Genomic DNA, 21,903 nt, shown 5'->3' with positions numbered 1-21,903 from the left:
CGGCCCGGTCAGCTCTTGACCGCGCCGGCGGTGATGCCGCCCACGATGTGCTTGCCCAGGAAGGCGAAGACCAGCAGCAGCGGCACGGTGGATATCAGCGCGCCGGTCAGGACGATCGAGTGGTCCACGGTGTGGTTGCCCGCGCCCAGGCCGGCGAGTGCGACCTGGAGGGTCGGGTTGCCGTCCGGGGTGAGCGCGATGAACGGCCAGAAGAAGTCGTTCCACGCCTGGACGAAGACGAGCATGCCGAGCACGGCCATCGCCGGGCGGGCCACCGGGAAGACGACGTGCCAGATGATCCGCAGGCTGTGCGCCCCGTCCATGCGGGCGGCCTCGACCAGCTCCACGGGCAGCGCCTCGACGAGGAACTGGCGCATGAAGAAGACGCCGAAGGCCGCGACGAGCGAGGGCAGGACGACCGACTGGAGCTGGTCGAACCAGTCGAGGTCGGTGATGATCTGGTACAGCGGGATGACGCTGAGCTGCGGCGGGATCGTCATCGTGGCGACCACCAGCGACAGCAGCATGCCGCGCCCCTTGAAGGGCAGCTTGGCGAAGGCGAAGCCGGCGAGGGTGGAGAAGAGGACGGTGGAGCCGGCCACCAGGCTCGCCACGATCGTGGTGTTGATCAGCGCCTCGCCCATGTCGACCTGGTCCCAGGCGAAGCTGAGGTTGTCGAGGAGGCGGGAGCCGGGCAGCAGCGGGGCAGGGGCCTGCACCACGCGCTCGCCGGTGTGCGACGCGGCGACCACGTTCCAGTACAGCGGGAAGAGCGAGACCACCGTGGCGATGACGAGCAGGACGTAGGTGAGCGGTCCCGCGTGGTGCTGCCGGCCCGCCGTCTGGCGGAAGCGGCGGCGCCCCGGGCGCTCCCCGGGCGTCTTCGGCTCGGTGGTGGCGGTGGTGTCGAGGGTGCGGGCCATGGTCAGTCCCCCAGCTTCGTGCGGTTGCGGCGGGAGACCAGCGCCTGGATGCCGCCGATGAGCAGCAGGAGCGCCAGCATGACCCAGGCGATCGCCGAGGCGGAGCCCAGCGCGCCGGTGATCCAGCCCTTCTCGTACATGAGGAGGCTCAGCGTCTGGTACTGGTGGCCGCTGCCGCCGCTGATGCCGACGCTGCCGCCGAAGAGCATCGGCTCGCCGAAGAGCTGGGTGGCGCCGATGGTGGAGACGATGATGGTGAAGAAGATCGTCGGGCGGATGGAGGGGATGGTGACGCTGATGAACTGGCGCCAGCGGGACGCGCCGTCCAGCGAGGCGGCCTCGTACAGGTCCTGCGGCACGGCCTGCATGGCGGCGAGGTAGATCAGCGCGTTGTAGCCGGTCCACCGCCAGGTGACGATGACGGAGATGGCGATCTGCGCCGGCCACTTGGCGTTCTTCCAGTCGATCGGGCCGATCCCGACCCAGTCGAGGACGCCGTTGATCATCCCGTAGTCGGTGTTGAACAGCTGGGCGAAGACCAGGGTCGCCGCCGCGATCGAGGTGGCGTACGGGGCGAGGATCGCGACCCGGAAGAAGCCGCGGCCGCGCAGCTTGTAGTTCAGCAGGTGGGCGAGGCCGAGGGCCATCAGGAGCTGCGGGACGGTGGAGATGACACCGATGGTGAAGGTGTTGAGGAGCGCGTTCCAGAAGAACTCGCTGGTGGCGAGGTCGGTGTAGTTCTCCAGGCCCTTCCACTCGGGGGTGCCGCCGAGCTCGACGCGGTTGAGCGACAGGTAGCCGGTGTAGAGCAGCGGGAAGAGGCCGAAGGCCGCGAAGGTGAGGAAGAAGGGGGTGATGAAGACGTACGGGATCGCCTTGACGTCCCAGCGGTACAGGGTGCTGCGCCAGCCGCCCGGGCCGGAGCGGCGGCGCCGGCCGCGGGGGCCGGGCGGGGAGGGCGGTGCGGCGGGCGGCGGGGTGCCGCCGCGCTCCGCCCGTACGGAGGTGGCCACGGGTGGCGTCCTTCCAGGTCGATGCGTGCGGTGGTGCGGACGGTGCCGGCCCGCCGCCGGCAGGTGGCGGCGGGCCGGCGCGCGGTCCCCGCTACTGCTGGATCTTGTCGTCGACCAGCTTCTTGACGTTCTCCCAGGCCTTGCCCGGGTCGGTGCCCCGCTGCTCGATGTCGAGGATGCCGTTGTCGGTGAGGAAGGTCTTCACCTGGCCGTCGTAGCGGCTGATGACGGCGGGGGTGATGCCGGCCGCCGCCGAGGAGAAGATCTTTCCGACCGGGGTGTCGCCGAAGTACGGCAGCTTGGCGTCCTGCACCGCCGGGGAGAGCAGGGTGTCCTTGGAGGACGGGATGTTGCCGTTCACGGCGAAGACTTTGGCGTGCTGCTCGGGGGCGGTCAGCCAGGCCGCGAGCTCGGCGGCCTCCTTGGTGTGCTTGCCCGCCTTGGGCACGGCGAGGAAGGCGCCGCCCCAGTTGCCGGCGACCGGCGGCGCGGCGATGTCCCACTTGCCCTGGTTGGCGGGGCCGGCCTGGTCCTTGATGATGCCGGTCATCCAGCTCGGGCAGGCGACGGTGGCGAACTTGGAGTTCTTGAAGGCGGCGTTCCAGGTGCCCGCCTCGTCGAACTGGCGCAGCTTGGCGGTGAGTCCGCTCTCGGCGGCCTTGACGCCGAGCTCCCAGGCCTTCTTCACGCCGGGGCTGTTCTCCCAGTCGAGCTTGCCGGTGGCGTCGGCGTACTGGACGGGGTCGCTGGAGAGGACGGCGTTGAAGAGGCCGCTGGCGGAGTCGTGGAAGGAGGTGCCGGCGGGGGCGCTCTTCTTGTACGTCTCGCCGACGGTGAGGAACTTCGCCCAGTCGCCGTTCCACAGCTTGCCGACCTCGTCGCGGTCGGTCGGCAGCTTGGCCTTGGCGAAGAGGTCCTTGTTGTAGCAGACCGCCATCGGGCCGATGTCGGTGCCGAGGCCGATGACCTTGCCGTCGGCGGTGGTGGCCTGCTTCACCTTCCAGTCGAGGAACTTGGAGGTGTCGGCGCCGCCGTCCTTGACGACGTCCAGCCACTTGGCGGCCATGGTGGGGCCGGTGGCCTCGGCGATGTAGCCGACCTCGATGGCCTGGATGTCGGCGACGCCGCTGTTCCGGGAGAGGCGCAGCTTCAGGGTGTCCCAGTACTTCTGGCCGTCGGCGACGTTCGACTCCTCGATCTTGATGTTCGGGTGGAGCCGCTCGTACTCGGCGTAGAGCTTCGCGCCGGTCTTGTTGTCGTAGCCGAACGAACCGAAGGTCCCGACGCGCAGGGTGATCTTGCCGCCGTCCTTCCCGGCCTCGTCGTCCTTGTCGCTTCCGCAACCGGTGAGCAGGACCGTGCCGGTGACCACTGCGGCGACCGCCGCGGCGGCCGTGCGGCGTCCGCGTCTGCTGCTGGAAGTGCGCATTCCACTCTCCTCGTCCAAGGTGGTGCTCGTTGTGCGCCAAGAGGTCCGGCCGGCTGCTCGCGGCTCGGCGGGCCCTGCCGGGACCTGATGCAGGCTGTTCCGCGTCCCGTGATGGGAGCGCTCCCACGTCGTTGCCGGAAGGTTGCCGCCGGGGGGTGGGGGGTGTCAAGACATGAACGCGGATTCGTTACCGGAAGGTGTTCGGCGGGTTTCCGGGCGCCGGGGCCCGGGTCTTCACGTCATCTCCTGAACGCACGCGTGGCGCCGGGGGAGTGCGGTGCTCTAGGGTGGGAGCGCTCCCATCCGATGTGGCCCCGTACGGGCCGCCCGCGTGGCCCCGTACGGGCTGCCGGCGTGACCCCGTACGGGGCACCGGTGCGGCCCCCGCGCGGGGCGCCGGTGAGGCGCCGTACGGGGGACCGCCGTGGTTTCCGTACGGCCTCCTCCTCCGGCACGGCCGCTCCGTCCCGTCGGAGGGTCCGCCCATCGCGGCCCTGGTGAGCGGCACGAGGTTCCGGCGAGGGGAGTACGACGACGGTGAACGGACGGCAGAACAGCAGACCCACCCTGGAGCAGGTCGCGGCCCGCGCCGGGGTCGGCCGGGGCACCGTCTCGCGGGTCATCAACGGCTCCCCGCGCGTGAGCGAGCAGACCCGCGCCGCCGTGGCCCGGGCCGTGGCCGAACTGGGCTACGTGCCGAACCAGGCCGCCCGCGCGCTCGCCGGCAGCCGTACGGACGCGGTCGCCCTCGTCATCCCCGAGGCCGAGGCCAGGCTCTTCGCCGAGCCCTACTTCCTCGATCTGATCCGCGGCGTCAGCGCCGAACTCGCCGAGGCAGACAAGCAGTTGCTGCTGACCCTGGTCCGCAGCGAGCAGGAGCGGCAGCGCTTCGAGCAGTACCTGGCCGCCCAGCGCGTCGACGGCGTCCTCCTCGCCTCCGTGCACGGCGACGACCCGCTTCCCGACCGCGTCCGCGAGCTGGGCATCCCGGTCGTGATGAACGGCCGCCGCTCCGAGGCCGAATCCGTCCCGTACGTCGACTCCGACAACATCGGCGCCGGACGCGCCGCCGTCGCCCATCTGGTCGGCCGCGGCCGGCAGCGGATCGCCACCGTCACCGGGCCCCTCGACATGTACGTGGCCAGGGCCCGTCTCGGCGGCTACCGGGCCGGCCTGGCGGAGGCGGGGCACGCCCCCGACGAGGGCCTGGTCGCCGCGGGCGACTTCACCGAGGACGGCGGCCGGCGCGCCATGCGCGGCCTCCTCGACCGCCGCCCCGACCTGGACGCGGTCTTCGCCGCCTCCGACGTCATGGCCGCGGGCGCCCGCGCGGCGCTCCGCGATGCGGGCCGCCGGGTCCCCGAGGACGTCGCGCTGGTCGGCGTCGACGACTCCCCGGTGGCCCGTCTCATGGACCCCCCGCTCACCAGCGTGCGCCAGCCCATCGAGGAGATGGGCAGGACCATGGCCCGGATGCTCCTCGACGACGTGGCGGGCACCCTGGACCCCGCCCCGAGGCGCGTCCTGCCGACGGAGCTGGTGGTCCGGGGGTCCTGCTGACGGGGCGGGGCGGCCGGATCGCCCGGCCGGACGGACGGCGGGGCGATCCGAGGACCACGCGGCCGGGCAGGCCGAAGGCCGGACGGGACCCGGGGGTCCCGTCCGGCCGTTGTCGCCCGCCCGTCGCCCGTGCCCCGGTCCCGCCGGACCGGGGCACGGGCTCGGGAGGGTTACAGCGCCGGGTGGGCGTTCTTCAGGAGCTCCTGGAACTGGGCCGAGAACCACTGGCCCGAGATGGGGGCGTCGGGGAGCGCGCCGGACATGCTGTTGCCGTTACGGGCGTTGCCCGTGTAGGTCGGGTCGCACATGCGGTCGAAGCCCTTGCCCTCGTCGTTCGGGATCTCCTTCGAGGCGCCGTCGGACTCGCCCGGGGGCTTCATCCAGACGTACGCGTCGATGCCGGCGGCCGGGGCCGCCTGGGGACGCTCGCCGAGGCCCGCCCCGGACTGGTTGCACCAGTTGCCGAGGTGGATGCGCCGGTCGAAGCGGCCGCCGTTGACATAGGTGTCGACGCTGGTCAGCGCCCCGGGGCCGGTGGGCCGCTGGGTGCCGCCCCAGCCGTTGCGGGAGGTGTCGATCAGCATGCCGAGCTTGCTGTCGAAGCCGAGCGAGACCAGCTTGTCGCGCATGGCCTGGGCGTAGGACAGCTCGTCGGCGTACTGGTTCCAGTCCACCCACTTCGAGGTGCGGACCGAGGTGCCGTTGACGCTGTCCCCGATCTTGAAGTGGTCCTCCTTCAGGGCGCTGTAGTTGGCCGTGTTCACGATGAAGCCGTGGACGTTGGCGACGGTCGAGCCCTCGGCGGTCGCGGCCTGCTTGAACAGTTCCGCGGAGGGGCCGAAGTTGGAGTCCCAGCCCAGCCAGCCGTGGTGGCCCGCGTCGACGTAGTTGTAGACGTTGGCGATCGATCCGAGCTTGTTGAGCGCGTAGCCGACGCCCTTGATGTAGTTGCCGTTCGCCTTCATCACGTTGCAGTTGGCGGTCTCGGTCGGCCGCCCGGCCACGTTGGTGACGAGGTTGGGGAGCGAGTCGATCTCCACGGTCGTGACGATCCGCAGGCCCGCGTACTTCGGGTCGGCCAGGATCGCCGCGATCGGGTCGATGTACTGCGTCTTGTACTTGTCGATCTCCGTCGGGCCCAGCTCGCCGTTGGAGGCGAGCGCGGCGCAGTCGCGGCCGGGCAGGTTGTAGATGACCAGCTGGACGACGAGCTCGCCGCTGCCCTTCTGGACCAGGGCCTCGTCGAGGTGGGCGCGCAGGCCCATGCCGCCGTTCGCGCCGGCGATGGCCGCCGTGCGGTCCAGCCAGACGCCGGTGGGCTGGTCGGAGATCTTGGTGCCGCCGGGCTCCGCGGCGGCCTTGGCGCGCCACTCCGGGTTCACGTACACCTTGGCGCCGGCGTAGGGGTTGTCGGCCTTCTGGCCCGGCGGGGTGGTGGGAGGCGTCGTGGGCGGGGTGGTCGGGGGCGTGGTCGGCGGGTCCGTGGGCGGCGTGGTGGTGTTGCAGGTGACGCCGTTCAGCTTGAAGGTGGCCGGCACGGCGTTGCTGCCGCTGTAGGAGCCGTTGAAGCCGAAGGAGGTCGAACCACCGGTGGCGAGGGTGCCGTTGTAGGACAGGCTCTTGGCGGTGACGGCGGCGCCGGACTGGGTGATGGTGGCGTTCCAGCCCTGCGTGACCTGCTGGTTGCCGCCGTAGCTCCACTCCAGCGTCCAGGAGGTCACCGGGTCGCCGGTGTTGGTGACGCTGACGTTGGCGCCGAAGCCGGTGTTCCACTGGTTGGTGATGCTGTAGTCGACCTTGCAGCCGGGGGTGGCTGCGCCGGCGGTGGCGGTGCCGAAGACCGTGGCGGTGGCTCCGGTCGCGGTCACGAGGCCGAGGGCCGCCAGGAGGGCGGTACGGCTGGTGCGGCTCATGGGGGTGGGGATTCCTTTCGGGGAGTTCGCCCGGCGAGGGGTTCGCCGGGCCGGACGGGCGGACGTCACGGCTTGAGGGCGCGCAGGCGGTCGCGCAGCCCGATGCCGAACGCGGTGGGTGTGCCGTCGTACGAACTGATCAGCGCGGGACCCGAGTTGCAGTTCCAGGTGTTCCAGGTCCAGCCCAGGTACGAGAGCCCGCGGTCGTCGAACCACTTCATGACGCGGTCGATGAACGCGTGTCCGCAGGTGTTCTCGCCGATCTCGCCGGCCAGCAGGGGGACCTGCGCGGCGACGGGGGCGAGGGTGTCGTTCCAGCACGTCTCGGTGGAGCAGGTGTTGAAGTTGTAGACGTGCCAGGCGGCGCCGAGATTCTGCGCCGGGTCGGTGGGTCGGTGGGTCAGCCACTGGCTGAGGTCGTTGGAGTACGCGATGCCGGGCACGAGGACGAGGTTCTTCGCTCCCGTGGCGCGGACCGCGTCCAGCAGGTCCTGCATGCCGGCGACCTCGTACCCGATGCCGGGGCAGGTGCCGCCGTCGCGCCAGCAGGTCCATGCCTGGGCCGCGGTGGAGGTCGCCCGGTCGGGATAGGGCTCGTTGAAGAGGTCGAAGACGACGCGCTTGTCGTCCTTGAAGGTGTTCGCCACCGAGGTCCAGAACGCCGGCGTGTACCGGGCGTTGGGCATCGGCTTCTGGCAGGAGGCGTGCACGTCGCCGCAGCCCGAGGAGTTGCCGGTGTACTGGCCGTAGGTCCAGTGGAGTTCGAGCACAGGGGTCATGCCGTGGGCCAGGACCTTGGCCACCAGGTCCTTGACGGCGCCGACGTAGTGGGCGCCCCGGTACTCGGGCTTGATGTTGTCCAGGCCGAGCCAGCACTCCTCGTTGAGGGGGATGCGGACCGTGTCGGCCTTCCAGTCGGCGATCGCCTTCACGGAGGCGTCGTCGACCGGACCGTCCCAGATGCCGTGGCCCTGGACGCACATGAACTCGCCGCCGGAGCGGTTGACGCCGAGGAGGCGGCGGACCGCGCCGTTCTGGTCGGTGAACTTGTTTCCGCTGACGGTGAGTTCGGGCGCGCCAGTGACCGGGGTCGGCGGCGGTGAGGTGGGCGGGGTGGTCGGGGGTGTGGTCGGGGGAGTGGTGGGTGGCGTGGTCGGGGGATCGGTCGGGGGTGTCGTGGGTGGGGTGGTCGGAGGAGTCGTGGGCGGGGTGGTCGGCCCGTCCACGGCACAGGGCGCACCGCCCAGCGTGAACGCCGTCGGGGCCGTGTTGGCCCCCGTCCACGAGGCGATGAAGCCCGTCGTCGCCTTCGCGCCGGCGTCGAGCCGGCCGTTCCAGCTCTCGTTGACGACGGTCACGGCGGCGCCGGACTGGGTCCACCTGCCGCCCCAGCCCTGGCTGACCTGCTGGCCGGCGGGGAAGGAGAAGCCGAGGCTCCAGCCGTTCAGCGCGGTGCCGTTGTTGGTGACGGTGACGGCACCCTGGAAGCCTCCGGTCCACTGGTTGGTGACCGAGTACTCCACGGTGCAGGCGGGTGCGGCCGCGGCTCCTGAGGCCGTACCCACGAGGGCGAGCGCGGTGCTCGCCATCGTGACCGCTGCTCCTGCGAGCAGCGCGGTGAGACGTGGGGGATGTCGCATGAGCGAGTCCTCACAGCGAGGGCACGCCCCCTACGGCGTGCCGCCTGGATGGAATCGCTCCCACTGGTCGGGGCAGACCGTAGCGGCAACCGAGGCCAAGCAAAAGAGGAGTTGAGGAAATTCCTCGTCGTTTGCCTTCGACTCTTCACGCATCTTGACGTGGTTGCGTCACGCTTGCACAGTGGGAGCGCTCCCACTGGTTCACGGCTTGTTCACGTACCCCCTGAACGGTCCGCTCTTCGCACACCCCGACCTCCCGAGCCGCGAGGAGATCCACCCGTATGCCACCCCTGAGACCACGCCGCCCACGCAGGCGCCTCACCGCCTTCACCGCGGCGCTCGCCCTCCCCCTCGGCCTGCTGGCCGCCGGCGCCGGAGCCGGCACCGCGCAGGCCGCCGCCGTGCAGTGCAGCGTCGACCACAAGACGAACGACTGGGGTTCGGGCTTCACCGCCGAACTCACCCTGACCAACCGGGGCTCCACCGCCCTGAACGGCTGGACCCTCACCTACTCCCACGCCGGTGACCAGAAGCTCACCAACGGCTGGAACGGCGTCTGGTCCCAGTCGGGCAGGAACGTGACGGTCACCAACGCCGGCTGGAACGGCACCGTCGCCCCCGGCGCCGCCGTCACCGCCGGCGGCCAGTTCACCTACAGCGGCACCAACGCCGCCCCGACGGACTTCGCCGTCAACGGCACCCCCTGCACCGGCGCCCAGCAGCCGCCGGTCGCCGTGCTCACCAGCCCCGCCGCCGGCGCGGTCTACGGCCAGGGAGACGCCGTCCCGCTCGCCGCCACCGCCGCCGCGGCCGGCGGCGCCACCGTCGACAAGGTCGAGTTCTACAGCGACACGACCCTGCTCGGCACCGACACCACCGCCCCCTTCACCCACAGCGCCACCGCTCTCGCCACCGGCGCCCACTCGCTCTACGCCAAGGCGTACGACAACCGGGGCGCCTCCGCCGAGTCCGCCCCGGTCGGCATCACGGTCGCCGCGGGCCCCGCCCTCGTCGCCACCCCGGGCGCGCTGAGCGTCCGCCAGGGCGCCACCGGCACCTTCGACCTCAAGCTCTCCAAGGCCCCCGCCTCCACCGTCACCGTGAGCGTCGCCCGCACCTCGGGCAACACCGGTCTGACCGCGAGCCCGGCCACGCTCGCCTTCACCCCGGCGAACTGGAACACCGCCCAGAAGGTGACCGTCTCCGCCGCCGCCACCGGCACCGGCGTGGCCGTCTTCGGCGCGACCGCCCCCGGCCACGCCGGCGCCGAGGTCTCCGTCACCCAGCTGGCCGCGGACTCGACGTACGACGCCCGCTTCCTCGACATGTACGGGAAGATCACCGACCCGGCCAACGGCTACTTCTCGCCCGAGGGCATCCCGTACCACTCCGTCGAGACCCTGATCGTCGAGGCTCCCGACCACGGGCACCAGACGACCTCGGAGGCGTACAGCTACCTCATCTGGCTGGAAGCCATGTACGGCAAGATCACCGGCGACTGGAGCAAGTTCAACGGCGCGTGGACGATCATGGAGAAGTACATGATCCCCACCCATGCGGACACGCCCACGACCGGCACCTACAACGCCTCCAAGCCGGCCACCTACGCGCCCGAGTGGGACCTGCCGTCCCAGTACCCGGCCAAGCTGGACGGCGGCGTCGCCTCAGGCTCCGACCCGATCGCCGGCGAGCTGAAGAGCGCCTACGGCACCGACGACATCTACGGCATGCACTGGATCCAGGACGTCGACAACGTCTACGGCTTCGGCAACGAACCGGGCAAGTGCTCCGCCGGACCGACGGCGACCGGCCCCTCCTACGTCAACACCTTCCAGCGCGGCCCGCAGGAGTCCGTCTGGGAGACCGTGACCCACCCGACCTGCGACAACTTCACCTACGGCGGCAAGAACGGCTACCTCGACCTCTTCACCGGGGACGCCTCCTACGCCAAGCAGTGGAAGTTCACCAACGCCCCCGACGCCGACGCCCGCGCCGTCCAGGCCGCCTACTGGGCCGACCTGTGGGCCAAGCAGCAGGGCAAGGGCGACCAGGTCGCCGGCACCATCGGCAAGGCCGCCAAGATGGGCGACTACCTGCGGTACGCCATGTTCGACAAGTACTTCAAGAAGGTCGGCGGCTGCGTCGGCCCGACGGCCTGCCCGGCCGGCACCGGCAAGGACAGCGCCCACTACCTGATGTCCTGGTACTACGCCTGGGGCGGTGCCACCGACACCTCCGCCGGCTGGTCCTGGCGGATCGGCTCCAGCCACGCCCACGGCGGCTACCAGAACCCCCTCGCCGCCTACGCGCTGAGCTCGTACGCCCCGCTCAAGCCCAAGTCGGCCACCGGGCGGACGGACTGGGCCACCAGCCTCGACCGGCAGCTGGAGTTCTACCGCTGGCTCCAGTCGAGCGAGGGCGCCATCGCGGGCGGCGCCACCAACAGCTGGCAGGGCCGGTACGCCACCCCGCCGGCCGGCACCCCCACCTTCCACGGCATGTACTACGACGAGAAGCCCGTCTACCACGACCCGGCGTCGAACCAGTGGTTCGGCTTCCAGGCCTGGTCGATGGAGCGGGTCGCCGAGTACTACCAGCAGACCGGCGACGCCGAGGCCAAGACCGTCCTCGACAAGTGGGTCTCCTGGGCCCTGTCGAAGACCACCGTCAACCCCGACGGCACCTACCGCATCCCGTCCACCCTCCAGTGGTCCGGCGCGCCCGACACCTGGAACGCGGCGAACCCCGGCGACAACGCCGGCCTGCACGTCACCGTCGCCGACTACACGAACGACGTCGGCGTCGCCGCGGCCTACGCCAAGACCCTGACCTACTACGCGGCCAAGTCCGGCCACGCCGAGGCCAAGCGCGTCGCCAAGGCACTCCTCGACGGCATGTGGGACCACCACCAGGACCCGCTGGGCATCGCCGTGCAGGAGACCCGCGCCGACTACCACCGCTTCGACGACCCGGTGCACGTGCCGACCGGCTGGACCGGCGTGATGCCCAACGGCGACAAGGTCGACTCCACCTCCACCTTCGCCTCCATCCGCTCCTTCTACCAGGACGACCCGGCCTGGCCGAAGATCGAGGCCTACCTGGCGGGCGGCGCCGCCCCCGTCTTCACCTACCACCGGTTCTGGGCCCAGGCGGACATCGCCCTGGCCATGGGCTCGTACGCGGAGCTGCTCGAATAACAGCCCGCCCCGCGCGAGGGGCTCCGCGTACGACGAGGCCGGGTGGACCCCACGAGGGGCCCGCCCGGCCTCCGACCGCCCCCGACACCGTCCCCGGCGCCGCCACCGGGGTGAGTACGCGTACTCAGGTGCCGCCGCCGGGGCTCCTCCATGCTGAGGCGCGAACGCCGAACCGCCTTGGGGGACACGTACATGGACCACACCCTGCAGCTGCGCGCAGCCACGCCCGACGACCGCGACTGGATCCACGAGCTGCGCCATCGGGTGTACGCGCGGGAGCTGGGGCAGCATCCGGAGGATCCGTCGGGACGGCTGAGCGACGGGCTCGACGGCGACAACGTCTACCTCGTCGCCGCGCGCGGACGGACCCGGATCGGCTTCGTCAGCCTCACCCCGCCGTGGGTCGGCCGCTACTCCCTGGACAAGTACCTGACGCGCGGGGAACTGCCGGTCCTGACGGAGGACCCGCCCTTCGAGATCAGGGTCCTGACCGTCGAGGAGCGCTGGCGGTCCACCGCCGCGGCGCCGCTCCTCATGTACGCGGCGCTGCGCTGGGCCGCGGCGCGCGGCGGACGCCGGATCGTGGCGATGGGACGCACCGAGCTGCTCGACATGTACCTCGCCACCGGGCTGAAGCCGGAGGGGCGCACCGTCCGCTCCGGCGCCGTCACCTTCGAGGTGCTGAGCGGATCCGTCGCCGAGCTGACGAGGACCGTCCAGGAGCGCCACGGCCGCACCCTGGAACGGCTGCGGGCCGGCCTCGACTGGCAACTCGACGTGCCGTTCGCGCCGCGCGCGGACGGCTGCGAGCACGGCGGCGCCTTCTTCTCGGCGGTCGGCACGGACTTCCGCACCCTGAGCCGCCGTCACGAGGTGGTGCCGGCCGATGTGCTGGACGCCTGGTTCGCGCCGTCCCCCGCCGTCCGCGCGGTCCTGACGGAGGACCCGGGATGGGCGGCGCGGACCTCGCCGCCCACGGGAGCCGAAGGACTGCTCACGGAACTCGCCGCCGCCCGGGGACTGCCGGAGGAGTCGCTGGTCGTCGGGGCGGGCTCGTCCGACCTGATCTTCCGGGCCTTCGGCCGGTGGCTGACGCCCGCGAGCCGGGTGCTCCTGCTCGATCCGAGCTACGGCGAGTACGCCCACGTCACCGAGCGGGTGATCGGCTGCCGGGTCGACCGGCTCCGGCTGCGCCGCGAGGACGGCTGGCTGCTCGACCCGGACCGGCTCGCCGCCGCGACCCGGACAGGACGCTACGACCTCGTGGTGGTGGTCAACCCCAACAACCCGACCGGGCGCCACACCCCCGCCGACGCGCTGCGAGCGGTGATCGAGGCCTCACCCGCGCGCACCCGGTGGTGGATCGACGAGGCGTACCTCGGCTATGTCGACCCGGCGGACTCGCTCGCCGCGCTCGCCCCCCTCGACCGCAGGGTCGTGGTCTGCACCTCCCTGTCGAAGATGTACGCGCTGTCGGGGATGCGGGCCGCCTACCTGGTGGCGCACCCGGACACGGCCGCCGAGCTGCGCCGGTGGACGCCGCCGTGGCCCGTGAGCCTGCCGGCCCAGCTGGCCGCCGTGACGGCCCTGCGGGACCCCGCCTACTACGCCGAACGCTGGGCGCGCACCGCGGAGCTGCGCCGGGGTCTCGCCGCCGGGCTCGCGGAGCTCGACGGCCTCTCCTCGGTCGACGAGGGGATCGCCAACTTCCTCACGGTGACCCTGCCGCCGGACGGCCCGAGCGCGGCGCGCTTGGTGCGCGAGTGCCGCCGCCACGACGTGTACCTGCGCGACCTGTCGCCGATGTCCCCGGCGTACGAGGGCCGGACCGTCCGCGTCGCCGTCCGCGACACGGCGGAGAACGCGCGGATCGTGGCGGCCTGCCGGACCGCCCTGGCGGCGCTGCGCGCGCCGGGGCCGGAGCGGGTGGTGCCGGTGACGCCGAGCGGGCCCGCCGCGTCGGAGGCGGTGCGGGGCGGGCCCGGATCCGTATCGGCGGTGCCGGACGGGCCGGGGACCGCGCCCGTGGCGCCGGGCGGGCTGTTCGGGGTCTCCCGGTGACGACGGTCGCCGGGCTCGTCCCCTACCTCGGCGGGGCGCTCGCGGTCGGAGGACTCGCCGCGGCGGCGACCCGGCGGCGCGAGCTGATCGTCCGCTGGTGCGTCTGGGCGCTCGGAGTGCCCCTGGTCACCGCCGCGTTCTGGGCCGGACCGCCGGGGATCGCGGTGCTCGCGGCGGTGGTCGGGACGGTCGCGGTGGTGGAGTACGGCGGGCTGCTCGGACTGGGCACGGTGGACCGGGCGGTGCTGGGAGCCGCGGTCGTCGCCCTGGTCCTGACCGCGTGGCTCGCGCCCGGGGAGGTGTTCCGGGTGGCGGCGGCCGGTGCGCTGGTGATCGCCGGGGTGCCCCTGCTGTCGGGCGACGCGGAGCACGGTCTCCGCCGACTGGCGGCGGGCCTGCTCGGACTGGTGTGGCTGGGCGTCCTGGCCGGCCTCGTGTCCTCGGGCCCGCTCGGACTGGTCCTCTTCGTGGCCGTGTCGGTCGCCGACATCGTCGCGTACGCGGCGGGCCCCCGGCTCGGCGGCCCCCGGCTCTCCCCGCTCTCGCCGGCCAAGCGCTGGAGCGGCACGCTCGCCGGGGCGGCCGCCGGCCTCCTCACGCTCGCCCTGCTGTCCTCCCTGACCTGGCAGACGGCGGTGGCCGTGGCCGTCGGCGGTCCGCTCGGCGATCTGCTGGAGTCGATGGTCAAGCGGGGTGCCCGCGCGAAGGACGCGGGCAACTGGCTCGCCGGCGCCGGTGGTCTGCTCGACCGGATCGACTCCCTGCTCGTCGCCCTGGCGGTGCTGCTGGTGCTGGGCTGACCCGTTCCGCACCACGCGTCCCCGTCCGCCCACCCGGTGCGACACCCGCCGGAAGGCGCCGGCGCGACGGGGTCCGTCCCCTCGCGCCGGACGCCCCCGCACAACCCCGCGCCGAGCCCCGGCCCTTGGACTCCTCCCGCCGCGCCTGGACAGGCCGTCGAACGGGCGCTTAGGGTCGGGGGTCCCTGTCGCCGACGGGCACCCCTCCCACCTCGGACCAGCCCAGGAGCACGCACGTGGTCACCCTCGCCGACGTCGCCCGTCACGCCGGGGTGTCGACCAGCACCGTCAGCTACGTCCTGAGCGGCAAGCGGTCCATCTCCGCCGCCACCCGCGAGCGCATCCAGCACTCCATCGACGAGCTCGGCTACCGTCCGCACGCCGGCGCCCGCGCCCTCGCCAGCAGCCGGACCAGCATCCTCGCCCTGATGATGCCGCTGCGCACGGGCCTCTACGTGCCGGTGATGATGGAGATCGCCATGGCCGTCACCACCACGGCCCGCGCCCACGGCTACGACGTGCTGCTCCTCACCGGCGAGGAGGGCCCCGAGGCCGTCCGCCGCGTCGAGGGCAGCGCCGTCGCCGACGGCATGATCGTCATGGACGTCGAACTCGACGACCCCCGCCTCCCGCTCCTCCGCGAGGCCGAGCGGCCCTCCGTCCTCATCGGCCTGCCCGCCGACACGGCGGGACTCGACTGCGTGGACCTCGACTTCGACGCGGCGGGCGCCCGCTGCGTCGAGCACCTCGCGGGACTCGGCCACCGCCGCCTCGCCGTCCTCGGCGAACCCTCCGCCGTCTACGCCCGCGGTACGGGCTACGCCGAACGCACCCTCACCGGCATCCGCGCCGCCGCCGCGGAGCACGGCCTCGACGTGCTGCACCGGCCCGTCGACGGCACTTACGCGGCCGTGGCCGCGGCCGTCACCCGGATCTTCGAGGAACGGCCGGGCACCACCGCCCTCGTGGTGCAGAACGAGGCCGCCGTCGAACCCCTCCTCGCCGTCCTGCGCCACCAGGGCCGGGCCGTCCCCGAAGACGTCTCCGTCACCGCGCTCTGCCCCGACCAGGTCGCCGCCCACGCCTCCGTACCGCTCACCGCGGTCGCCGTGCCCGCCCAGGACCTGGGACGGATCGCGGTCGAGCGGCTCGTGGCCCGCTTGCGCGGCGCACCCGCCCACGGCACCGAACTCCTCGCCCCCCGCCTCACGGTCCGCGCCGCCACCGGTCCGGCGCCCGCCCCGGCCCCGCCCATCGCCCCCGGGGACGCCCGTGGCCGGGGCTGACGCCGGCCGGGAGCGCGACGAGGCCGCCGAGTTCCGGGAGTTCTTCGACCGCCACTACGCCGAGCTCGCCCGCCTCGCGCACCTGCTCACCGGCGAGACCGACGCCGCCGACGACCTCGCCGCCGACGCCATGCTCGCCCTCTGGCACCGCTGGGACCGGGTCCGCGCCGCCGACCACCCCGCCGCCTACGCCCGCGGCGTCGTCGCCAACCTCGTCCGCACCCGCATCCGCGGCACCGTCCGCGAGCGCCGCCGGATCGCCGCCTTCTGGGACCGGCGCCCCGAGCACACCGAGGACCCGGACGTGCCCGCCGTCATCGACGTCCGCACCGCGCTGCGCGCCCTGCCGTTCCGCAAACGGGCCTGCGTCGTGCTGCGCCACGCCTTCGACCTCTCCGAGCGGGACACGGCCCTGGCCCTGGGCGTCTCGGTCGGCACGGTCAAGAGCCAGACGGCCAAGGGCATGGCCGAACTCCAGAAGCTGCTCGGGGAACGGGCCGCCACCGAACTCGCCGCGGGGAGGCGCTGATGGACGAGACACGGCTGCGCGGCGAGCTGCGCGAGGCGGCCCTCGCGCACCGGCCGGACCGGGCCCGGATGCTGGCCCGCGTCGAACAGGGCATGGCCGCGCCACCGGCGGGCCGCACCCGGAAGTCCGGGGCCGCCCCCTGGGCCGGACGCCGCCGGTGGCCGGTGATGGCGGCGGCCGTGGCGACCGTCGTCGGCGTCGTCGGCCTCGGCGGTCTGGCCGTGACGGCCCTCCAGGACAGGTCCGCGCCCCCGGCGGGAGTCTCGGCGCCCGGCCCGGCGGCCCGCGCGGCCGGCACCATCGACCCCGGCAGCAACGAGTGGTGGGCCCAGAGCGACCTGGCCGTCACCACCGAGGCCGAAGTCACCGGGGTCACCGTGGAGGTGAGGGTCGTCCTCGACGGCGGCGTCGTCAGCACCGGCCACTGGCAGACCCGGTCGGCGGACGACTTCACGGTGACGGTCGCGGAGGAGTCCGGCGCGCTCGTCTACCGCTGGACGCTGAGACCGGGCCGCACGGTCCCGGCCGGCCCGCACACCTTCGCCGCCCAGTACAACCACGCCGAGGGCACGCGGGACGCCTCGGGCGACTCGTACGCGGTCGTCCTCACCGGCCGCGACGGCGGCCGGACGACCCTCCGGGGCACCTTCGGCTGACCGCGCGGCCCCCCGGCCCGGCGGCTCCGCCCGTCACCTCAGCGGCACACCTCGGTGGCACGCCTCAACGGCACACCTCGGCGGCCGGCCTCCAGTCGCCGAGGTACGCGGTCCGGGTCGCCGTCGCCGCCTGCGCGGCCGTCAGCTGGGGGCGGTTCTCCGGGACCGTGACCGCCGCGCCCCGCCCCGTGTTGCGGTACTCGGCGAAGAGCTGCTCCTGCCACGGGTACACGTCCCGCATGTTCGCGTACGGCGCCGCCGCGTCGATCCCCGCGCCGAGCACGCTCTCCCGGACCACCAGCGACGGCCGGGCCGTCGGGTCCGAGCCGGGCACCCACGGGCGGGCCAGCTTGTAGAAGCCGTCCGGGGCCTCGCTGGTGACCCGGCAGCGGGAGGCCAGGAAGCCGTACGGGTTGGCGCGGGCCGTCGACGGGGCGAAGACGAAGCCGTACGGCGCCCCCGCCAGGTCCGTGCGGAGCAGCGTCCGGAAGCGGCAGTGCTCGAAGACCGCCGTGGCCCGCCCGAAGACGAAGTCCACGTCGCCCTCCACGTAGCAGTGCGCGAAGTACTGGCGGGCGAAGGCCGTGAGGGACATCGAGTCCGCGTACAGGGTGTCCTGGTGGCCCAGGAAGCGGCAGTGGAAGAAGGCCGAGCGGTCGCCCTGCGCCTTCACCGCCACCGCCTGCGTGCCCGGGTCGCCGGGCAGGTCCGTGCGGAGGAAGTCGTTGGCGAAGGTGACCGCGTGGGCGGTGAAGTCCGCCGCCTGGAGGGTGACCGTGGCGGATCCGGTGGTGCCGTACGGGCCGGAGCCGTCCGGCTTCGGGGTGCCCGCCGCGTTGTCGTACACGACCACGACGTCCTCGGCGGCTCCGCTCGCCCCGATCCAGGTCATCCCGGTCCGGTCCTGACTCACCGAGACCGTCTCCCGGTACGTGCCCGGCGCGAGCACCAGCGTCCAGCCGGGCCCGTCCGCCGCGCTCACGGCCGCCCGCACGGAGGTGTGGTCGCCGAGCCCGCCCGGATGGACGTAGAGCGTCCGGCTCGTGAGCCGGGAGGCCGGCGAACCGTACCTCCCGAAGGGCCGCGCCGGCCGTCCCGCCGCGACGGCCGGCGCCGCCGGCAGGGCGAGGGCGGCGAGGGTCGCGCCCGCGCCGGTGAGGAAGGCCCGGCGGCCCGGGGACGTACCGCGGTGGAGGTGGTGCGCGGGCATGCGGAGGCTCCTTCGCCGAAGCGGTGACAGGGGGAGGGGGGAAGGGAGGGACCGGGCCGGGGCGGGCGCGACGGGACGGGGGTTGCCGCGCTCCGCCCCGGTCCGGGGCAGGGGGGAGGGTCAGCGCAGGCGGCCGGCTCCGGCGCCGAGACCGACGAGGAGGGGCACCGCCCACGGGTGGTCGACGCGGGTGCGGAGCACGGGCGTCCAGCCCGCGTCGCCGCGCAGCGCCTCGGCCGGGAACTGCTCGTTGTGCACGGCCAGCAGGTCGACGGGCCGCCCGTTGACGTAGTTGCCCTTCGTCGTGACGGGCGCGTCCTTCCACTTCTTCAGGATCTGCCCGGCGGGCACGTCGGAGGAGAGCGAGAAGGCGTTCTTCTCCGCGTACAGCTGGGACTCCTGGCCGATGCCCAGGCTGTACACGTAGTTCGTGTCCGGCACCTTGAAGTGGTTGTTGTACGCGTCGACCTGGCCGAAGCGGACCCGCGGCGCGCGCTCCACCACGTCGTCGAAGAGGTTGTGGTGGAGGGTGACACGGAGCTTGCCGCGGTCGGTGGCGCCCGCGCTGTCGCTGTTGCCGATCATCAGCGTCTTGTCGTGGTCGGTGAAGACGTTCCACGAGACGGTGACGAGGTCCGCGCCGCGCACCACGTCCAGCTCGCCGTCGTGCTGCTGGTAGACCTCGCCGTAGTACGACGGCAGCGAACTGTCCGGGTGGGCGCCGTCGGTGAAGGTGTTGTGGTCGATCCACACGTGGGTGGAGCCGTACACGACCAGGCTGTCGTACTCCGAGTTCCAGGCGCCGGTGGCGCCGTCCGTCGGGTCCCACTGCGGGAAGCAGTCGAGCGGGCTCTCCAGGGTGAGGTTGCGGATCACCACGTTGTCGACGCCCTGGACCTGGAGGCTGCCGCCGAGGATCGTCGCGTTCCTGCCGACGCCCACGAGGGTGGTGTTCGCGGGCACCTTCACCTTGATGGCCTCGCCCTGGGCGGCGGCGGAGGCGGCGCGCAGCTCCTCCTGCGGGCCGCTGACCTCGTTCTCGTACCCCCAGACCGCCGGGTCGTAGTCGGCGAGGTACCGGTCGAGGTCGTAGCCGGGGGCCTCGAAGGCGGCGCAGCCGGCCTCGGTGGCGTCCAGGGTGCCGGCGACCTTGACGATCCGGGGCTCGGTGCCGGGGGCGGAGAGCGCGGCCCGCAGCTCGGCCCAGGTGGTGACGGTGAAGACGCGGGAGGCGTCGGCGGCGGCGCCGCCGGTGGTGCCGGTGCCGTCGGAGGCCCAGCCGTCGCCGGCGGGGAGGGTGGCGCGGGCCGGGTCGGCGGCCGGACGGTGGCCGGTGTGGGCGCCGGCGGCGGGCGCGGTGACGGTGAGGACGAGGGCGGCGGCGGCCACCGCTCCCAGCTTCGTGCTTCTGTTCACGCGCGGTTCTCCTCAGGATGCGGAAGGGGCTGCGGAAGGGGCAGGGGATGGAGCTGCGGGAGGGTCTGCGACAGCGGCGGCGGAAGGATCCGGGGAAGGATCCGCGGGAGGCCAGGTGATCCACTCCGGGGGGATCCCGGCGTCGAGCCGGCGGGTCTCGCGCGGGGCGAGGACCCGGGTGCGGAGCAGTTCGCGGGCGACGAGCCGGGCCACCTCGATCGCACCGGGCGGGTTGAAGTGGGTGTTGTCCTGCTCGGTGGCGGTCCAGTTGAAGTACGTCTTCGTGCCCTCGGGGCCGAGCCGCTGCCACAGGGCCAGCGACAGCGCCTCGATGTCGAGCAGCGGTACGCCGGAGGCGGCGGCGACCGCGCGGGCCGCGGCCGGGTAGTCGCCGAGCGAGCGCTGGGCGGTGCCGGCGGCGTCGAAGCGGCGCCGCTCCACGGAGGTCGCGATCACGGGGCGGGCGCCCCGGGACCTGGCCGCCTCGACGAACACCCTCAGGTTGTCCTGGTAGGAGCCCCAGGGGTCGGTGAAGCGGGCGGGGTCGGCGGTCTTGGCGTCGTTGTGGCCGAACTGCACGAGCAGGACGTCCCCCGGGCACAGCGCGGCCGTGATCGCGTCGAGCCGCCCCTCGTCGAGGAAGCTCTTGGTGGAGCGCCCGTTGACGGCGTGGTTGGCGACCGCGACCCCCCGGTGCAGGAAGAACGGCAGGGCCGTCCCCCACCCGGTCTCGGGCGCCGCGTCGGCGTACTTCGGCGCGGCGGTGGAGTCCCCGGCGAGGAAGAGCGTCCGGGGGCGCCGGGAGGAGGACCCGCCGGGGCCCTCGGTACGGGCGGCGGCCGGCCCGGCGGCCAGGGCGAGGACCAGCCCCGCCCCGGCCGCGACCGCCTCACGACGGCCGACCGTCACTTCTGCTGGGACTTCCACTCGGCCTGGGCCTCGTCGAGCTGTTCGGCGAGGGAGTCGGCGAAGGCCTGGGCCGTCATCGAACCGAGCAGCACCTTCTGGAAGTCGGCCTCGTTGTCGGCCTTGGAGATGGTGTTCCAGTCGGGCAGGTAGTACGGCAGCTGGACGATGGTGGCCTTGCCGCTGAAGAGGACCTCGGCGGCGAGCTTGGTGGGCTCGGCCTCCTGGAGCCAGGCGTCCTTGGCCGCCTCGGTGTGGGCGGGGATGGCGCCGGCGGACTTGTTCCACTTGGAGTTGGACTCGTGGCCCGCGGCGAACTCGATGAACTTCCAGGCGGCGGCCTTGTTCTTGCTGGAGGAGAAGAGGCCGAGGCCGTCGACGGGGTTGGAGACCATCACGCGGCTGCCGTCGTCCAGGGTCGGGTTCGGTATGCCGCGGAACTTCTCGGTGCCCAGGGCCTTCACGTGGTCCTGGTACGAGCCGAGGTTGTGGTTCAGCATGCCGATCTCGCCGCTGTCCCACTGGGCGACCATCTTGGTGAAGTCGTTGTTGACGTCGGCCGCCGGGGTGTTCTTCTTGAAGAGGGCCGCGTACTTCTCCAGCGCGGCGACGTTCTTCGGGTCGTTGACGGTGGTCCTGTCGCCCTCCCAGAAGGTCTGGATGCCGCTCTGCCCGTACATGGCGTCGAGGGCCTGGGCGATGGAGCCCGCGCCGCCGCGGATGGTGTAGCCGAAGCGGTTCTTGTCCTTCGCGGTGAGCTTGTCGGCGGCCGCGTAGAACTTCGACCAGCTGGACGGCTCTTCGAGGCCGGCCGCCTCGAACAGGTCGGTGCGGTAGTAGAGGACGCCGTTGCTCGCGGAGGTCGGCACCGTGAAGAGCTTGTCCTGGCCGCCGGCCGCGCGGACGGAGTCGACCATGCCCTTGTTCAACCTGCCGAACAGGGCGCTCTTCTCGATCCGCGCGTCCAGCGGCTCCAGGGCGCCCTGCGCGGCGATCCCGGCGAGCATCGCGGCGCCGACGCCGCCCACGTCCGGCAGCGCGCCGCCCTGGATGGCGGTGTCGTACTTGGACTGCACCTCCTTGGAGGCGACGCCGACGTACTCGACGTCGATGTCCGGGTTCGCCTTCTCGAAGTCGGCGATGATCTCCTTCCACACGTCGGTGCGGACACCGCCGTTGTTGTCCCAGAAGGTGATCTTGCCCTTGCCCGATCCCTCGGTTCCCTCGCTCCCGGCGCCGCTGCCGCCGTCACCGCAGGCGGTGACGGTCAGCGCGAGGGCGCCGGACAGGACGAGGGCGAGGGCGGCTCTGCGCCGGCCGGGGAAGATGGTCATCGTCGGCTCTCTTCTCTCGGGGTGGTGCGG

The 21,903-nt window shown here is 72.8% G+C and carries 16 protein-coding genes; 7 read left to right on the top strand and 9 right to left on the bottom strand.

Annotation, left to right across the window (positions count from 1 at the left end; all coding sequences use genetic code 11):
• Positions 1 to 8: 8 nt before the first annotated feature.
• From ACF1BN_RS00495 to ACF1BN_RS00485, 3 genes are all read right to left on the bottom strand, one after another.
• A complete protein-coding gene (locus ACF1BN_RS00495; RefSeq protein ID WP_392329370.1) occupies positions 9 to 923 on the bottom strand; it encodes a carbohydrate ABC transporter permease in 915 nt (304 codons plus the stop codon).
• Between the two features lie 2 nt (positions 924 to 925).
• A complete protein-coding gene (locus ACF1BN_RS00490) occupies positions 926 to 1,936 on the bottom strand; it encodes a carbohydrate ABC transporter permease (protein ID WP_392329369.1) in 1,011 nt (336 codons plus the stop codon).
• A 91-nt stretch (positions 1,937 to 2,027) separates the two neighbouring features.
• Positions 2,028 to 3,365 carry an ABC transporter substrate-binding protein gene (locus tag ACF1BN_RS00485; RefSeq protein WP_392329368.1) on the bottom strand — a complete coding sequence of 446 codons (1,338 nt, stop codon included), beginning with the start codon at positions 3,363 to 3,365 and terminating at the stop codon, positions 2,028 to 2,030.
• 537 nt (positions 3,366 to 3,902) lie between these two features.
• Between ACF1BN_RS00485 and ACF1BN_RS00480 the strand changes: the two genes are divergently transcribed.
• A complete protein-coding gene (locus ACF1BN_RS00480) occupies positions 3,903 to 4,925 on the top strand; it encodes a LacI family DNA-binding transcriptional regulator (RefSeq protein WP_392329367.1) in 1,023 nt (340 codons plus the stop codon).
• 170 nt (positions 4,926 to 5,095) lie between these two features.
• Here the strand turns inward: ACF1BN_RS00480 and ACF1BN_RS00475 are convergent, their stop codons facing one another.
• Both ACF1BN_RS00475 and ACF1BN_RS00470 read right to left on the bottom strand, forming a co-directional pair.
• Positions 5,096 to 6,838, bottom strand: a complete 1,743-nt coding sequence (locus tag ACF1BN_RS00475; protein WP_392329366.1) for a glycoside hydrolase family 6 protein — start codon at positions 6,836 to 6,838, stop codon at positions 5,096 to 5,098.
• 65 nt (positions 6,839 to 6,903) lie between these two features.
• Positions 6,904 to 8,478: a cellulase family glycosylhydrolase gene (locus ACF1BN_RS00470; RefSeq protein WP_392329365.1), complete on the bottom strand. Its 1,575-nt coding sequence runs from the start codon at positions 8,476 to 8,478 to the stop codon at positions 6,904 to 6,906.
• 281 nt (positions 8,479 to 8,759) lie between these two features.
• Here ACF1BN_RS00470 and ACF1BN_RS00465 point away from each other — a divergent pair, with 281 nt between their 5' ends.
• The 6 genes from ACF1BN_RS00465 (at position 8,760) to ACF1BN_RS00440 (ending at position 17,007) form a co-directional block, all read left to right on the top strand.
• Positions 8,760 to 11,675, top strand: coding sequence for a glycoside hydrolase family 48 protein (locus tag ACF1BN_RS00465; protein WP_392329364.1), 2,916 nt, complete (start codon positions 8,760 to 8,762; stop codon positions 11,673 to 11,675).
• A gap of 192 nt (positions 11,676 to 11,867) precedes the next feature.
• Entirely contained in the window at positions 11,868 to 13,736 is a 1,869-nt protein-coding gene (locus tag ACF1BN_RS00460) for an aminotransferase class I/II-fold pyridoxal phosphate-dependent enzyme (RefSeq protein ID WP_392329363.1), read from the top strand.
• Entirely contained in the window at positions 13,733 to 14,536 is an 804-nt protein-coding gene (locus ACF1BN_RS00455) for a phosphatidate cytidylyltransferase (RefSeq protein ID WP_392329362.1), read from the top strand. Before ACF1BN_RS00460 ends, ACF1BN_RS00455 begins: the two co-directional genes overlap by 4 nt.
• Positions 14,537 to 14,772: 236 nt before the next feature.
• Positions 14,773 to 15,822, top strand: coding sequence for a LacI family DNA-binding transcriptional regulator (locus ACF1BN_RS00450; protein WP_392329361.1), 1,050 nt, complete (start codon positions 14,773 to 14,775; stop codon positions 15,820 to 15,822).
• Complete coding sequence (locus tag ACF1BN_RS00445; RefSeq protein WP_392329360.1) at positions 15,809 to 16,351, top strand: SigE family RNA polymerase sigma factor; 543 nt, start codon at positions 15,809 to 15,811, stop codon at positions 16,349 to 16,351. Before ACF1BN_RS00450 ends, ACF1BN_RS00445 begins: the two co-directional genes overlap by 14 nt.
• Entirely contained in the window at positions 16,351 to 17,007 is a 657-nt protein-coding gene (locus ACF1BN_RS00440; RefSeq protein ID WP_392329359.1) for a hypothetical protein, read from the top strand. The genes ACF1BN_RS00445 and ACF1BN_RS00440 overlap by 1 nt, the downstream gene beginning before the upstream one ends.
• A gap of 64 nt (positions 17,008 to 17,071) precedes the next feature.
• Here ACF1BN_RS00440 and ACF1BN_RS00435 read toward each other — a convergent pair whose 3' ends face one another.
• The 4 genes from ACF1BN_RS00435 to ACF1BN_RS00420 form a co-directional block, all read right to left on the bottom strand.
• The gene (locus ACF1BN_RS00435; protein ID WP_392329358.1) at positions 17,072 to 18,217 is read right to left on the bottom strand and encodes a pectinesterase family protein; all 1,146 of its coding nucleotides are present in this window, start codon (positions 18,215 to 18,217) and stop codon (positions 17,072 to 17,074) included.
• Between the two features lie 120 nt (positions 18,218 to 18,337).
• Entirely contained in the window at positions 18,338 to 19,633 is a 1,296-nt protein-coding gene (locus ACF1BN_RS00430) for a polysaccharide lyase family 1 protein (RefSeq protein ID WP_392329357.1), read from the bottom strand.
• 12 nt (positions 19,634 to 19,645) lie between these two features.
• A complete protein-coding gene (locus ACF1BN_RS00425; RefSeq protein ID WP_392329356.1) occupies positions 19,646 to 20,542 on the bottom strand; it encodes a rhamnogalacturonan acetylesterase in 897 nt (298 codons plus the stop codon).
• The gene (locus ACF1BN_RS00420) at positions 20,539 to 21,873 is read right to left on the bottom strand and encodes an ABC transporter substrate-binding protein (protein WP_392329355.1); all 1,335 of its coding nucleotides are present in this window, start codon (positions 21,871 to 21,873) and stop codon (positions 20,539 to 20,541) included. The genes ACF1BN_RS00425 and ACF1BN_RS00420 overlap by 4 nt, the downstream gene beginning before the upstream one ends.
• Between the last annotated feature and the right edge of the window lie 30 nt (positions 21,874 to 21,903).

The organism is Streptomyces sp. NPDC014861 (assembly GCF_043081625.1).
Classification (GTDB): domain Bacteria; phylum Actinomycetota; class Actinomycetes; order Streptomycetales; family Streptomycetaceae; genus Streptomyces.
Note: the sequence above shows the minus strand (reverse complement) of the source record. Positions and strands in the feature narration are given on the sequence as shown.

Coding starts and splice junctions, on each gene's coding strand:
- ACF1BN_RS00495 (WP_392329370.1), bottom strand. CDS start 923: ATGGCCCGCACCCTCGACACCACCGCCACCACCGAGCCGAAGACGCCC.
- ACF1BN_RS00485 (WP_392329368.1), bottom strand. CDS start 3,365: ATGCGCACTTCCAGCAGCAGACGCGGACGCCGCACGGCCGCCGCGGCG.
- ACF1BN_RS00475 (WP_392329366.1), bottom strand. CDS start 6,838: ATGAGCCGCACCAGCCGTACCGCCCTCCTGGCGGCCCTCGGCCTCGTG.
- ACF1BN_RS00470 (WP_392329365.1), bottom strand. CDS start 8,478: ATGCGACATCCCCCACGTCTCACCGCGCTGCTCGCAGGAGCAGCGGTC.
- ACF1BN_RS00465 (WP_392329364.1), top strand. CDS start 8,760: ATGCCACCCCTGAGACCACGCCGCCCACGCAGGCGCCTCACCGCCTTC.
- ACF1BN_RS00460 (WP_392329363.1), top strand. CDS start 11,868: ATGGACCACACCCTGCAGCTGCGCGCAGCCACGCCCGACGACCGCGAC.
- ACF1BN_RS00440 (WP_392329359.1), top strand. CDS start 16,351: ATGGACGAGACACGGCTGCGCGGCGAGCTGCGCGAGGCGGCCCTCGCG.
- ACF1BN_RS00435 (WP_392329358.1), bottom strand. CDS start 18,217: ATGCCCGCGCACCACCTCCACCGCGGTACGTCCCCGGGCCGCCGGGCC.
- ACF1BN_RS00420 (WP_392329355.1), bottom strand. CDS start 21,873: ATGACCATCTTCCCCGGCCGGCGCAGAGCCGCCCTCGCCCTCGTCCTG.